This is a genomic window from Prevotella sp. P2-180 (assembly GCF_002251435.1).
Classification (GTDB): Bacteria; Bacteroidota; Bacteroidia; order Bacteroidales; family Bacteroidaceae; genus Prevotella.
This window is the reverse complement of sequence record NZ_NPJI01000067.1, coordinates 205,062-219,124: the sequence shown is the minus strand read 5'-3', so window position 1 is coordinate 219,124 and position 14,063 is coordinate 205,062. Positions and strand designations below refer to the sequence as shown.

16 protein-coding genes are annotated in these 14,063 nt (G+C 46.6%); 14 read left to right on the top strand and 2 right to left on the bottom strand.

The genetic code is table 11. The annotated features are described in order from the left end of the window. Positions 1–615: 615 nt before the first annotated feature. From trpB to trpA, 7 genes are all read left to right on the top strand, one after another. Positions 616–1,824, top strand: coding sequence for a tryptophan synthase subunit beta (gene trpB / locus CIK98_RS10180; protein WP_094384122.1), 1,209 nt, complete (start codon positions 616–618; stop codon positions 1,822–1,824). Beyond that, positions 1,811–3,202 carry an anthranilate synthase component I family protein gene (locus CIK98_RS10175; protein WP_094384121.1) on the top strand — a complete coding sequence of 464 codons (1,392 nt, stop codon included), beginning with the start codon at positions 1,811–1,813 and terminating at the stop codon, positions 3,200–3,202. The genes trpB and CIK98_RS10175 overlap by 14 nt, the downstream gene beginning before the upstream one ends. Positions 3,203–3,217: 15 nt before the next feature. Then, positions 3,218–3,781 (top strand): aminodeoxychorismate/anthranilate synthase component II, encoded by a 564-nt coding sequence (locus tag CIK98_RS10170; RefSeq protein ID WP_094384120.1) that lies wholly within the window; start codon positions 3,218–3,220, stop codon positions 3,779–3,781. 67 nt (positions 3,782–3,848) lie between these two features. Then, a complete protein-coding gene (trpD, locus tag CIK98_RS10165; RefSeq protein ID WP_094384129.1) occupies positions 3,849–4,847 on the top strand; it encodes an anthranilate phosphoribosyltransferase in 999 nt (332 codons plus the stop codon). Positions 4,848–4,869: 22 nt separating this feature from the next. After that, the gene (gene trpC / locus CIK98_RS10160) at positions 4,870–5,661 is read left to right on the top strand and encodes an indole-3-glycerol phosphate synthase TrpC (RefSeq protein WP_094384119.1); all 792 of its coding nucleotides are present in this window, start codon (positions 4,870–4,872) and stop codon (positions 5,659–5,661) included. A 103-nt stretch (positions 5,662–5,764) separates the two neighbouring features. After that, positions 5,765–6,388, top strand: coding sequence for a phosphoribosylanthranilate isomerase (locus CIK98_RS10155; RefSeq protein ID WP_094384118.1), 624 nt, complete (start codon positions 5,765–5,767; stop codon positions 6,386–6,388). A gap of 17 nt (positions 6,389–6,405) precedes the next feature. After that, positions 6,406–7,182 carry a tryptophan synthase subunit alpha gene (gene trpA / locus CIK98_RS10150; protein ID WP_094384117.1) on the top strand — a complete coding sequence of 259 codons (777 nt, stop codon included), beginning with the start codon at positions 6,406–6,408 and terminating at the stop codon, positions 7,180–7,182. A 32-nt stretch (positions 7,183–7,214) separates the two neighbouring features. On the opposite strand, the gene CIK98_RS10145 is transcribed toward trpA, so the two are convergent. Beyond that, entirely contained in the window at positions 7,215–8,006 is a 792-nt protein-coding gene (locus CIK98_RS10145) for a DUF4738 domain-containing protein (protein WP_094384116.1), read from the bottom strand. A 16-nt stretch (positions 8,007–8,022) separates the two neighbouring features. Beyond that, entirely contained in the window at positions 8,023–8,568 is a 546-nt protein-coding gene (rfbC, locus tag CIK98_RS10140; RefSeq protein WP_094384115.1) for a dTDP-4-dehydrorhamnose 3,5-epimerase, read from the bottom strand. A gap of 135 nt (positions 8,569–8,703) precedes the next feature. Here rfbC and CIK98_RS10135 point away from each other — a divergent pair, with 135 nt between their 5' ends. Genes CIK98_RS10135 through hisIE form a run of 7 tightly spaced genes read left to right on the top strand, consistent with a single transcriptional unit; the run spans position 8,704 to position 14,041 of the window. Continuing rightward, positions 8,704–9,828 (top strand): SPOR domain-containing protein, encoded by a 1,125-nt coding sequence (locus tag CIK98_RS10135; RefSeq protein ID WP_094384114.1) that lies wholly within the window; start codon positions 8,704–8,706, stop codon positions 9,826–9,828. A gap of 9 nt (positions 9,829–9,837) precedes the next feature. Next, positions 9,838–10,374: an FHA domain-containing protein gene (locus CIK98_RS10130; RefSeq protein ID WP_094384113.1), complete on the top strand. Its 537-nt coding sequence runs from the start codon at positions 9,838–9,840 to the stop codon at positions 10,372–10,374. A gap of 26 nt (positions 10,375–10,400) precedes the next feature. After that, positions 10,401–11,264, top strand: a complete 864-nt coding sequence (purU, locus tag CIK98_RS10125; RefSeq protein WP_094384112.1) for a formyltetrahydrofolate deformylase — start codon at positions 10,401–10,403, stop codon at positions 11,262–11,264. Positions 11,265–11,274: 10 nt separating this feature from the next. Further along, entirely contained in the window at positions 11,275–11,865 is a 591-nt protein-coding gene (gene hisH, locus CIK98_RS10120; RefSeq protein WP_094384111.1) for an imidazole glycerol phosphate synthase subunit HisH, read from the top strand. A 13-nt stretch (positions 11,866–11,878) separates the two neighbouring features. Beyond that, a complete protein-coding gene (gene hisA / locus CIK98_RS10115) occupies positions 11,879–12,601 on the top strand; it encodes a 1-(5-phosphoribosyl)-5-[(5-phosphoribosylamino)methylideneamino]imidazole-4-carboxamide isomerase (RefSeq protein ID WP_094384110.1) in 723 nt (240 codons plus the stop codon). A 24-nt stretch (positions 12,602–12,625) separates the two neighbouring features. Beyond that, positions 12,626–13,384 carry an imidazole glycerol phosphate synthase subunit HisF gene (hisF, locus tag CIK98_RS10110; RefSeq protein WP_094384109.1) on the top strand — a complete coding sequence of 253 codons (759 nt, stop codon included), beginning with the start codon at positions 12,626–12,628 and terminating at the stop codon, positions 13,382–13,384. Positions 13,385–13,426: 42 nt separating this feature from the next. Further along, positions 13,427–14,041 (top strand): bifunctional phosphoribosyl-AMP cyclohydrolase/phosphoribosyl-ATP diphosphatase HisIE, encoded by a 615-nt coding sequence (gene hisIE, locus CIK98_RS10105; protein WP_094384108.1) that lies wholly within the window; start codon positions 13,427–13,429, stop codon positions 14,039–14,041. The last annotated feature ends 22 nt before the right edge of the window (positions 14,042–14,063 follow it).

Sequence of the window (14,063 nt, the reverse complement as noted above, 5' to 3'; positions counted from 1 at the left end):
GGGGGCTCCCACCACCCCCCCCTGCTCCGCCCGCGAGGAAAAGGGGGGGGGGCGTGGGACCCCGGGGGACGGGGGAGAGATGGAGGACCAAGAGACTCGGGGGGGGGGGGGGGGGGCCGCGGGGGGGGGGGGGGATGCCCGGGAAAAGAAAGGGGGGGGGGGGTCCCCCCCCCGCCACTACACTAAACTCCACCCTCTACCCTCTTCCCTCCACCCTCAAATAATCTCTCCACCCTCCAGAATCTCACTACCCTCCACCCTCAAAAAAAAACCTCCACCCTCTGTTTAATATAACAAGGTGAAAGAAGGGAATTGCGGCATATTACGATAGAAAATTATCAGCAAAACAGACTTTTTTACAATAAAACATAAAAATAACAGGCAAAAAGTTTGTAGTTTAAAATTATTTATGTAATTTTGCAGCGTCAAACAAAAAATAAAAATGATTATGAACAGACATAACAACAATACATGGTGGTGGCGTAACTCGAGATTCAAATAATCGCGGGATACGAAGCTGTGTATCGTTCAACATAGAAGGACAAAGGCTCATCGTTAACGCGGTGAGCCTATTTTTTTTAACCAAGACAAGGAACAAAAACAAAGATAAAGACAATGAAAAAAACATTTTTAGTAGACGAAAAAGGATACTACGGCGAGTTTGGAGGCGCTTACGTGCCAGAAATACTCTATGCTACCGTGGAAAAACTTAAGGAACAGTATCTGCCGATACTCGAGTCAAAGGAATTCCAAGAAGAGTATATGTCGCTGCTGAGAGACTATGTGGGACGCCCGTCGCCACTTTACCTCGCAAAGAGAATGAGCGAGAGATACGGATGCAAGCTATATCTGAAAAGGGAAGACCTGAACCACACTGGTGCCCACAAGATTAACAACACCATCGGACAGATTCTGCTGGCAAAGAAAATGGGCAAGAAACGAATAATTGCCGAAACAGGTGCCGGACAACACGGTGTGGCTACCGCCACGGTGTGCGCACTGATGGACATGCCATGCGTGGTGTACCAAGGAGCACTCGACGTGGAAAGACAACACACCAACGTGGAAAGGATGAAAATGCTGGGTGCAGAGGTGAGACCTGTGAAAACCGGCAACTGGACACTGAAAGACGCCACCAACGAGGCCATACGCGACTGGTGCTGCCACCCCTCAGACACGTTCTACATCATTGGCTCGACAGTGGGACCTCACCCCTACCCCGACCTCGTGGCAAGGCTCCAAAGCATTATATCGAAAGAGATAAAGGAACAGCTGCAGGAAAAAATTGGACGCGACTATCCCGACTACCTGATAGCCTGCGTGGGTGGCGGATCTAACGCCGCGGGAACCATCTACCACTACATCGACGACGAGAGGGTGAAAATCGTGCTGGCTGAGGCTGGAGGAAAGGGTGCCGACACCGGACACACGGCTGCCACCATACACGCCGGACGACTGGGAATACTACACGGCTCGAAGACCTTGGTGATGCAGACTCCCGACGGACAGATAGTGGAGGCGGAAAGCCTTTCGGCTGGACTCGACTACCCCGGCATCGGACCCATGCACGCCAACATAGCCTCGCAACACAGGGCCACGGTATACAGCATTAATGATAACGAGGCTGTGAAGGCCGCATACGAGCTGACACGCACTGAAGGCATAATACCGGCTCTGGAAAGCGCACACGCTCTCGGAGTGCTGCCAAAGATGAACTTCAAGCCCGACGACATAGTGGTGCTCACCGTGAGCGGAAGGGGCGACAAGGACGTGGAAACTTATTTGTCTAACAAGGATATGGCTGGAGAATATGGAAACTTTTAAATACACTACCGCAAGCCGGACACTGCTTGCCGACCTATATACGCCTGTGGGCATTTACATGAGACTGAGGGACATTTATCCACAGAGCGCGCTGATGGAGAGTTCTGACTATCACGACTCGAACAACAGCCACTCGTTTATCGGCATAAACCCTATAGCGTCGGTGGCAATCAGCCATGGGGAAGCTATATGCAACTTCCCTAACGGTGAGACCACAAGGCACGAAGTGAACAAGGACTACAAGTCGGACAAGGCTATCAACGCCTTCATCTCCCGCTTTAAGGTGGAAGGCGAATATGCTTCATATTGTGGACTTTACGGATATACTGCCTTCAATGCCGTGAGGTATTTTGAAGACATAGCGGTGAAGGACACCACAATGGAGAAAAACGACGCGCCCGACATGATGTACATACTCTACAGGGACATCATAGTGTTTGACCATTTCAACAATAAACTCACCATTGTAACCCTCGGGGAAGAGAGCGCGCTGGACGACATCTACCGACAGATGAACAAGGCTAACGTGCATGCCTACGACTTCCACCCTACCGGCGAGACCACATCGCCACTGACCGACGAGGAGCACAAGGCAAACATACGCCAAGGCATAAAACACTGCCTCAGGGGCGACGTGTTCCAGATTGTGATTGCAAGAAGATTCATACAAAAATATGAAGGCGACGACTTCAAGCTCTACAGGGCGCTAAGATCGATAAACCCCTCACCCTACCTCTTCTACTTCGACTTCGGCGGCTTCCGCATCTTCGGCTCGTCGCCTGAGACCCACTGCCGCATTGAAGGACGCAAGGCTTACATTGACCCCATTGCAGGAACGACAAAGCGCACCGGCGACGCAGAGGCTGACAGAAAGGCTGCGGAATATCTGAGAAACGACGCAAAGGAAAACGCTGAACACGTGATGCTCGTGGACCTGGCACGCAACGACCTCAGCCGAAACTGCCACGACGTGAAGGTGGACTTCTACAAAGACCTGCAGTACTACTCCCACGTGGTGCACTTGGTGTCAAGAGTGAGCGGTACTCTCGACGAGGGTGCCGACCCAATAAAGGCGTTCATCGACACCTTCCCTGCCGGCACACTGTCAGGAGCGCCAAAGGTGAGGGCAATGCAGCTCATAAGCGAAATAGAACCTCACAACAGAGGTGCATACGGTGGCTGCATCGGATTCATCGGACTGAACGGTTCGCTCAACCAGGCCATCACCATCAGGACTTTTGTGTCGAGAAACGGAGAGCTATGGTTCCAGGCCGGAGGCGGTATAGTGGCCAAGAGCGACGAGGAATATGAACTGCAGGAGGTGAACAACAAGCTCGGGGCACTGCGCAGGGCAATACTAATGGCTGAAAAAATGTAATAGGAGAATATAATTATGAAAATAGTTATCATTGACAATTACGACTCGTTTACTTATAATCTGAGTCACCTGATAAAGGAAATTGGTGCCGACGTGACGGTGATACGCAACGACCAATTCACGCTCAACCAGCTCGAGCCCTACGACAAGATAGTGTTGAGCCCTGGTCCCGGCATTCCTTCGGAGGCAGGCCTGCTGCTCGACGTGATTAAGGCCTACAAGGGAAAGAAACCTATACTGGGAGTGTGTCTTGGACACCAAGCAATAGGCGAGGTGTTCGGAGGAGAACTGGAAAACCTCTCTGACGTGTTTCATGGAGTAGCAACAGAAGGGACGCAGTTTTCTAACGACTACCTGTTCAAGGGTATGCCAAAGCGCATCACCATGGGAAGGTATCACTCTTGGGTGGTGAGCCGCGAGAACTTCCCTACATGCCTTGAAGTGACTGCCGTGAGCGACGAAGGACAGATCATGGCACTTCGTCATAAACACTACGACATACACGGAATACAGTTTCACCCGGAATCGGTGCTGACTCCTGAAGGCAAGACCATAGTGAAGAACTTCATCAACAACTAAATCTTTAAAATCTCTGATTTTTTAATCTTTAAAATTTTAATCGAAAATTTTTTTCGTTATGCAGACAATGAAAGATATACTCAACAGAATGTTGAATCACGAGGAACTGACAAGGGAGGAAACAAGAGACATACTCGTGGGAATAACACGTAGCGAATACCCTAACGAACAGATAACCGCCCTGCTCACTGCACTGCAGATGAGAGGCATCACAGTGGACGAACTGCTGGGATTCCGCGACGGAATACTCGAGACGGGAGTGCCGGTGCCACTGGACTGCGACAGATACATCGACGTGGTGGGAACTGGAGGCGACCGCAAAAACACATTCAACATCTCAACCACTTCGTGCTTCGTAATAGCCGGAGCCGGATACAAGGTGGCCAAACACGGTAACTACGCTGCCACAAGCACAAGCGGGGCGTCGAACGTGATAGCAAACCACGGCGTGAAATTCACCGACGACATCGACCGCCTCAACCGCTGCATCAACGAGTGTGGCATCGTATACCTCCACGCACAACTCTTCGCCAAGGCAATGAAGTTTGTCGGACCTATAAGAAAGGCACTGCAATTCCCTACATGCTTCAACCTGCTCGGACCTATCGTCAACCCGTCGAAACCGCAATGCCAGCTGCTCGGCGTGGCTAACCTCGACCAAATGAGACTTTACAACAACGTGTATCAGAAAATAGGTCTCGACTACGGTATAGTTAACAGCATCGACGGATACGACGAGATATCGCTCACCGGAGACTTCAAGGTGACCACAAACAACTATGAGCGCATATTCAAACCGTCTGACCTCGGATTCACCATAATAAAACCGGAGGAACTACGAGCTGGCGCCAACGAACAGGAAGCAAAGGAGATATTCGACGCAGTACTGGCTAACACTGCACTGCCGGCACAAAAGAACGTGGTGCTCGCTAACGCTGCATTCGCCATACAGGTGCTCGAGAAGGGAAAGAAGGACATTGAGGAATGTATAGACATTGCACGCGAGTCGATAGACAGCGGAAAGGCTCTCGATACATTCAAGAAATTTGTAGAACTAAACTCGTAAAGTTTCTATAGCTCTTGACATTATGGACATACTGGAAGAAATTGTTGCTCACAAGAGGAAGGAAGTGGAACTGTTTAAGCAGATCCTGCCTGAGAAGGACCTTCACAAACAGGTGGAGGATATGCTTGGAGGATATGTGCCTTCGATGAAAAAGGCCATCAGACAGTCAAAAACGGGCATCATTGCTGAGTTTAAAAGAAAGTCGCCGTCGAAGGGATGGATAAAACAGGAAGGACAACCTGATGTCATTCCTCTGTCTTACCAGCAAAACGGGGCTGCGGCTATCAGCATACTCACCGACGAGAAGTATTTTGGAGGAAAGGACGAGTTTATAACCACCGCGAGAAAGTCGGGAGTGGATATCCCTATACTGTACAAGAACTTCGTGATTGACGAGTATCAGTTGTTTCAGGCAAGGCTTTGCGGTGCTTCAGCCGCACTGCTCATAGCCGCTGAACTGACGAAGCAGGAGTGCAAACAGCTTCTTTCCATAGCCCACGAGCTTCAGCTTGAGGTGTTGTTGGAAATGCACGGCGAGGAGGAACTGGAGTATGCCGACCTGGAACCAGACCTCTGCGGAATAAACAACCGCAACCTCGGCACCTTCATCACTTCCGTGGACAACTCGCTGCGACTTGCCTCCAAACTGCCTGCAGAAGCTGTGAAGGTGAGCGAAAGCGGTATATCAAATCCTGACATCATCAAACAGCTGCAACAAGCGGGCTTCAACGGATTTCTCATCGGAGAGTGCTTCATGAAAGAGGACAATCCTGGAGAGGCGTTGGGGAGGTTTGGGGGAAAATTAAAAAATTAAAGAATTAAAAATTAAAAATTAAAAATTAAACAACTCAGCAATTAAACAATTATAGAATTAAACAATTAAAAAAATTAAAGGACTCTACTTTTGCAAGAATGATATGATAATAAAAGTATGCGGAATGAGGGATGTGGACAACATCAGAGATGCCGGAAAGGCTGGAATGGACTGGATGGGCATGATATTCTGGCAAAAATCGGCAAGATACGTCGACAATCCCGAAACGGCAATGGCTATTCCTAAAGGCGTGAAAAAAGTGGGGGTGTTCGTGAACGAAACACCCGAAAAGATTGTGAAAAAAGCAGACATTTACAGTCTTGACATTATCCAACTACACGGCTCTGAGGATGTGGACACAATAAGAGAACTGAGGCAAAGACTACACGGCAAAACGTTTGTTAAGGCAATTAGCGTGTCGCAGACCGAGGACATTAAGCTGACGGAGATGTATGACCACGAGGTGGACTACCTGCTGTTCGACACAAAATGTAAGTCGGTGGGTGGAAGCGGAAAACAGTTTGAATGGTCGGTGCTACACAACTACAAGGGTGACACGCCTTTTCTGCTGAGTGGAGGCATAGGTCCTGACGACGTGGAAAACATAATGGCCTTCAACCATCCGATGATGGCTGGCATAGACCTCAACTCCAAATTTGAGGTTTCACCGGGACTAAAGGACGTGGAGAGGCTGTCGACATTCATTGCAAAGGTAAAACAACATTAAGGTATAAAAAAAAGATTATGAACAAGATAAACGAACTATTCGCCAATCGCGACAACAAAAAGCTATTGTCGCTGTATTTTTGCGCCGGATGTCCAAAACTGGACAATACCGGCGAAGTGATAAAGACAATGGAACGACGGGGCATTGACTTCATTGAAGTAGGCATTCCATTTAGCGACCCAATGGCCGACGGACCTGTAATACAGGACGCTGCCACCACATCGCTCCGCAACGGCATGTCGCTGAGGATACTGTTCTCGCAGCTTGAGGCCATAAAGGCTGAAGTAAGCATACCGCTGATTCTCATGGGATACCTCAACCCCATCATGAACTACGGATACGAAGAGTTTTTCAGACAATGTGTTGAGAGTGGTGTTTCAGGTGTGATTATTCCCGACCTGCCCTTCAAGGACTATCAGAACAACATCAAGCCCGTGGCCGACAAGTATGACATAAGGGTGACAATGCTGATCACTCCAGAAACAAGCGAGGAGAGGATAAGATTTATCGACGAGCATACCGATGGTTTCATCTATATGGTATCGTCGGCTGCCACTACCGGTGCCCAGAAGAGTTTCGACGAGCAGAAGCAGGAATATTTCCGCCGCATCAACTCGATGAACCTGCGGAATCCGAGAATGATTGGATTTGGCATCAGCAACAAGCAAACCCTTGAAAGTGCCCAGGCAAATGCCGCCGGAGCAATCATCGGCAGCAAGTTTGTCTCCCTGCTCAAAGAAAGCAAAAATGCCGACGAGGCATTGGACAAGCTATTCAAGGCATTGGAAAATTGAAAGTTGAAGGTTGAAAATTTTCAACCTTCAATTTACCTCATTTCCCCTATTCTCATCTTCCCATCCAGCGACACCCGGGTGTCGAGAATGTAGTTGGTAGCTTCACCGGGAATGCCGATTATAGTTTCAAAATGGACGCCATGACTGTCTATTTTCCATACCCTCACATCGCCCAACACTGACTGCTCAAGAAAATCCTTCGGCACAAACTTCTCATACATCTGCTTCTTCAAATCGCTGGAATATAACTTTTCTGCACCATTATAAACACAGATATGGATAATGTTGTCAAAATATACATTATTCACAGCTAAGCCATCATCGTTGAATGTGCGTCGAAAAACCTTATACCTCGTGGGATTAACCGTGACATAACAATGATAACGCTCGCTACCATAATTAATCACCGTGTCTTTCTTTATTATCTTGTTTACCACCTCCACCACGGCCGTGGGTTTCTCAAAAGCAATATCATCGTCGGGTGAATCGCTCTTTACCAGCTTCACTTCTTCGCCGTTCTGATTCTTGAACACAAAGACATTGTTTGACAACTTCGCCACTGGATAATGCGAAGGTGGATTGCCAATAATGAGCGTATCAGACACCACCCTGAATGTTGAAGGCTGACTTGTACTGTCTGGATAGAATATCGTATCACCGGAAATTTTGAAATTCACTTCCTGTGTCTCGCTATCTATCCATACACCCTGTAACTTCTGCTTGGCGGCAAAATCTTCGGTTGCCTGTGTCTGTTGCTTGGCATTATTATGACATGCAACAAGCGTCAACACAAAGAAACATGCTATCAGATTTATTATTTTCATCTAAGGATAATTCATGTTAAAAACATTCGGCATCGGCTAACGCGACACCTTTCATGTCTTTTGGACTGGTCTTCACCTCCGACATGTCAATGGGCCAGACAATGTTTATATCCGGATCGTCAAAACGTATACTGGCCTCGGCAGCTGGAGCATAGACATTGTCAACCTTATATGTAAAGACGGCCTCGTCGCTCAACACAAGAAAGCCATGGGCAAATCCGCGAGGAATAAAAAGCTGACGCTTATTCTCGTCACTGAGTTCAACCATGACATAATGACCGAACGTAGGACTTTCGCGACGAAGGTCGACAGCTACATCAACTACACGACCCTTGACAACCCTCACCAACTTTGCCTGAGAGGCCTCACCTTTTTGATAATGTAAGCCACGCAAGACACCATAGCTTGACTTTGACTCATTCTCCTGGATAAAGTCTACCTGCCCTACATGTTTCTCAAAATCGTCTTTTTTCCATGACTCAAAAAAATAGCCACGGTCATCGTTAAATACTTTCGGTTGAACAATGATTACGTCTTTAATATCAGTTTCAATATACTCCATTTTTTTAATTATATTCTATTTCTGCGTGCAAATGTAGCAAATAAAAATGACATAAGAAACTTTTTTCCCGTTTTTATGGCATTTTGTACCCATTTTTATTTGGTTTTCTCGAAAAAATAGAGTAATTTTGCACTCGTGATTGAATTAGACAGACATATAGAGATTCTTCTGCTCGACAACGACTGTGTCATAATACCCAATTTCGGAGGTTTTGTGGCCCATCATGTCGAGGCCAGATATGACGAGAGCGAAGGTTCGTTCTTGCCACCTATCCGTACACTTGGTTTTAACCCCCATCTAAAAAATATCAACGACTCGCTGCTCGCACAATCTTATGTAGAAGCATACGACATCAGCTACCCTGAAGCACAAAGAGCCATTGCAGCCGACGTGGAATGCATAAAAGCACAACTGTCGGAAAATGGGGAATACGAACTGAAGAATATCGGAGTGCTTTCCCTCAACGGCGCCGAAGAGTTGGTTTTCACTCCTTGTGAGGCCGGAATACTAACGCCCAACCTTTACGGACTGGGGGCGGTAATGGTGAGCAAACTAGCGACAAGCGATGAGACTGTGGCTGACAACGGCATTTCAATGCCTGTCATGGATAAATCAAAAGACAACACGACGGAAAGCCCGGTCATTATAAACCGCCCGCAAGAAGAAAATGTCACGACATTATCCAACGACTGCGACGAAGACAAAATGGAAAAAACCATCAGTATAAAAGTGTCGTGGATAAGGAACATAGCAGTGGCAGCTGCTGCAATAATAGCTTTCTTCGTAATAAGCACACCTGTAGAAAACAGCATCGACAACAAGGTGTTAGTAAGCGACATGGGGATTGGCATACTGACAAAATTACCAACCCTTGACACTCCAAACACCGAAAAGGCAAAGACTCAAAACAATGTGGCGGACTCGGTGGTAAGAAACCTGGTTGCAAACAAAGCCCTCGATGAAAAGATACAAAATCGTGACTCCTTGAAAAATCAAAAAAAGGAAACTCTCTTTGAAAAGAAACCGGTTTACTGTATCGTGATGGCAAGCCAAGTGACAAAATCGGGAGCAGACAATTACGTGAAAACACTAAAGGCTGAAGGATATGACAAAGCTCGAACATATATAAATAATAAGGTGGTGAGAGTAGTATACGGAGAATATGAAACTGAAGACAGCGCACTGAAGGAACTAAAAGCCAGAAGAGGCAGCAAGCACTTCGAACAGGCATGGATATACAAAATCACACACCCACAGTAAATTTGCAGGATGAAAAGAGTAAGATGTCCGAAATGTGATAATTTCATCACTTTCGACGAAACAAAATACAACGACGGGCAGTCGCTCGTGTTCAAGTGTAACGACTGCGGAAAAGAATTTGGAATACGAATAGGCACTTCGAAACTCAGAAATACACAGAAAGAAGAAGTGGTGGATGAGAATGCTAACGAAAATGGGGCAGGGTCGCTCATCGTGATTGAAAACGTGTTCCATTACAAACAGGTGCTGCCACTGAAAATGGGTGACAACACCATTGGCAGATATATGAAGGGCAGCGCCACAACACTACCCATAGAGACCAACGACCCAAGCATAGATATCAACCATTGTACAATAAACGTCAGCAGGGACAAAAAAGGAAAACTGAAATATATACTACGCGACGGACCAAGCTACACTGGTACATTTGTAGACAACGAAATTCTCGGAGACAGGGAAAAAAGGGTTATTGAAGACGGCACCCTGTTTACCATCGGGGCTACATCGATAATACTCCGCTCGGGAGAGAATAACGATAACGAATAATAACAACGTGAGAAAAACAAGAGAGAATGAAACCAACAGCAATTCTTCTACTTCACTGCCCAGACCAACCTGGCATAATATCTGAAATGACAAGGTTCATAACAGACAACCAGGGTAACATCGTATACCTTGACCAGTATGTCGACAGGCAGGACGGGATATTCTTTATGAGAATGGAATGGGAACTCGACGAATTCCTCATACCAAGAGATAAAATAAAAGAGTATCTTGACACTCTGTACGCTCAGAAATATTCTATGACGTGCAACCTCTACTTCAACGACGTAAAACCACGAATGGCTATTTTCGTCAGCAAGATGAGCCACTGCCTTTACGACCTTCTGGCAAGATACAAGGCTGGAGAGTTTAATGTCGACATACCATGCATAGTAAGCAACCACGAGGAACTGAGATACGTGGGAGAGCAGTTTAACATCCCGTTCTATGTCTGGTCGATAAACAAAGACCATTCAAACAAGCAGGAAGTGGAAAAAGCAGAAATGGAACTGCTGAAAAAGGAAAAAGTGACTTTCATCGTGCTCGCAAGATATATGCAAATTATCAGCGACGGAATGATAAAGGCTTATCCAAACCATATCATCAACATACACCACTCCTTCCTGCCGGCTTTCATAGGGGCAAAACCTTACCACCAGGCTTGGGAAAGGGGAGTGAAAATTATTGGCGCAACAAGTCACTATGTCACTGCTGAACTCGACGCAGGACCTATCATAGAACAGGACGTGGTGAGGATAACTCACAAAGACACACCTGAAAGCCTCGTGCTGAAAGGACGGGACCTCGAAAAAATAGTGCTCTCAAGGGCTGTAAAAAAGCATATCGAGAGAAAAATTCTCACTTACCACAACAAGACGATAATCTTCAGCTAATATACTAATAATGAATATTGCAGTAGTCAAATACAATGCCGGCAACATCTATTCGGTGGTTAACGCGCTAAGAAGAATGGGAATAGAACCTGACCTTACCGACGACCCCGAAAGGCTTATGAAGGCTGACAAGGTGCTCTTCCCAGGACAAGGGGAGGCTAGAAGCGCAATGGAATATCTGAAGGAAAGAAAACTCGACATGGTGATTCGTGACCTCAAACAACCTGTATTCGGTATTTGCGTCGGACAACAACTGTTGTGCAGACATTCCGATGAGGGAGATGTTGACTGCATCGGCATTTTCGACACCAACGTAAGGAGGTTCAAACCTGTACTGCATGAGGAAAAGGTGCCGGCAATGGGATGGAACCAAATAACAGATACGAAAACACAACTCTTTAATGGATTCAACGGTGGGGAGTATGTGTACTTCGTTCATAGCTACTATGTTCCACTATGTAAAGACACTATCGCCACGGCCGACTATATTCATCCATATAGCGCAGCACTGGCGAAAGACAACTTCTACTCCACACAATTCCATCCGGAAAAAAGCGGAAGCGTAGGAGCGAGAATACTGCAGAACTTCATAGACCTATAATTACAACAAGATTATGATTGAACTCATACCTGCCATCGACATCATCGACGGAAAGTGCGTAAGACTCACAAAGGGAGACTACAACACCAAAACCGTGTATGGCAACCCGGTGGAAATGGCCATAATGCTTGCCGACAAAGGATTCGAAAGACTACACATCGTGGACCTCGACGGGGCTAAGTCGAAACACATCGTCAACGTGAAGGTACTGTCAGAAATCACGTCAAAGACAAAACTGAAGGTTGACTTCGGAGGTGGCATAAAAACCGACGACGACATAAAGATGGCTTTTGACAACGGAGCTGCCTTGGTGACTATAGGGTCTGTGGCAATCAGCAATCCTGAACTTTTCGACGGATGGTTGGAAAAGTATGGAGCCGACAAGATAATACTTGGAGCGGACGTGAGAAACGGGAGAATATCCATCAACGGATGGAAAGAGGACTCTGACACCAAACTGCTGCCATTCCTAGAAAGATATGTGAAACATGGAGTAAAAAATGTTCTTTGCACCGAAATATCAAAAGACGGAATGATGGGAGGAACCGCCGTGGAACTTTATTCGGAAATAATGAATGCATACCCTAACCTACATCTCATTGCAAGCGGCGGAGTGTCGAAACTGGAAGACATAAACGAACTAAACAGAAGGGGAATACCTGCTGTAGTATTCGGAAAATCAATTTACGAGGGAAAAATTGACCTCGACAAACTTCTTATTTGGAGCAGGCAATAGTATTTTACACCTTATTATATATATATGGGACTTGCAAAACGAATAATTCCTTGTCTTGACGTAAAAGACGGCGAAACGGTGAAGGGTACAAACTTCGTAAACCTTCGTAAGGCTGGCGATCCTGTCGAACTGGGTAAAGCTTACAGCGAAGCTGGAGCTGACGAACTGGTTTATCTCGATATCACCGCAAGCTTTGAAGGCAGAAAGACATTCACCGAAATGGTCACAAGAGTGGCTAAGGAAATTAACATTCCATTCACCGTAGGTGGTGGCATAAACGAAATTGCAGACGTCGAAAGGCTACTATATGCCGGTGCTGACAAGGTAAGCGTAAACAGTGCCGCTATTCGTCGCCCAGAGCTCATTGACGAAATAACTAAACGATTCGGCAGCCAAGTATGTGTATGTGCCATCGACGCCAGACTTGACAACGACGGATGGCACTGCTACCTGAAGGGGGGAAGGGAACGCACAGAAAGAGGACTGTTTGAATGGGCTCATGAGGCACAGGAACGCGGGGCGGGAGAAATACTCTTTACCAGTATGAACCACGACGGAGTGAAAGACGGATATGCCAACGAGGCTCTTGCACGTCTTGCCAACAAACTTACCATTCCGGTGATAGCAAGCGGTGGAGCTGGAAAGAAAGAACACTTCAGAGATGCCTTTACAATAGGACACGCCGACGCTGCACTGGCTGCTAGCGTTTTCCATTTCGGAGAAATACCTATACCCGAACTTAAACAATATCTTAAAAATGAAGGTATAAACGTAAGAATATAAAAGTTGTGCACATTCAATACAAGAATAAATTATTAACATAATATGAATATCGATTTCGAAAAAATGGGCGGCCTCGTCCCCGCCATCATACAAGACGCTACAACAAAGACTGTCTTGATGTTAGGATATATGAACAAGGAAGCGTTCGACAAAACCGTCGAAACAAAAAAAGTGACTTTCTACAGCCGGTCCAGACAGTGTCTATGGACCAAGGGAGAGACATCGGGAAACTTCCTTGAACTGGTGGACATAAAGGTTGACTGCGACAACGACACGCTTCTGGTAAAGGCAAACCCAACGGGACCTACATGCCACACCGGAAACGACACTTGCTGGGGTGAGAAAAACGAGAAAAACCCACTGCTTTTCCTTACTTACCTGCAGGACTTCATCAACCGACGCCACGAAGAAATGCCAGAAGGAAGCTATACCACTTCGCTGTTTAAAGACGGACTGAACAGAATGGCACAGAAAGTGGGAGAAGAAGCTCTCGAAGCGGTTATAGAAGCATGCAACGGCACTAACGAACGACTCATTTACGAGGGCTCTGACATGATATACCACCTTATCGTACTTCTTACAAGCAAGGGACTTAGAATAGAAGACCTTGCCAAGGAACTACAGGTGAGACATGACCCTAACTGGCATAAGCATTAATATCATCCAGTAATGTTAAGGC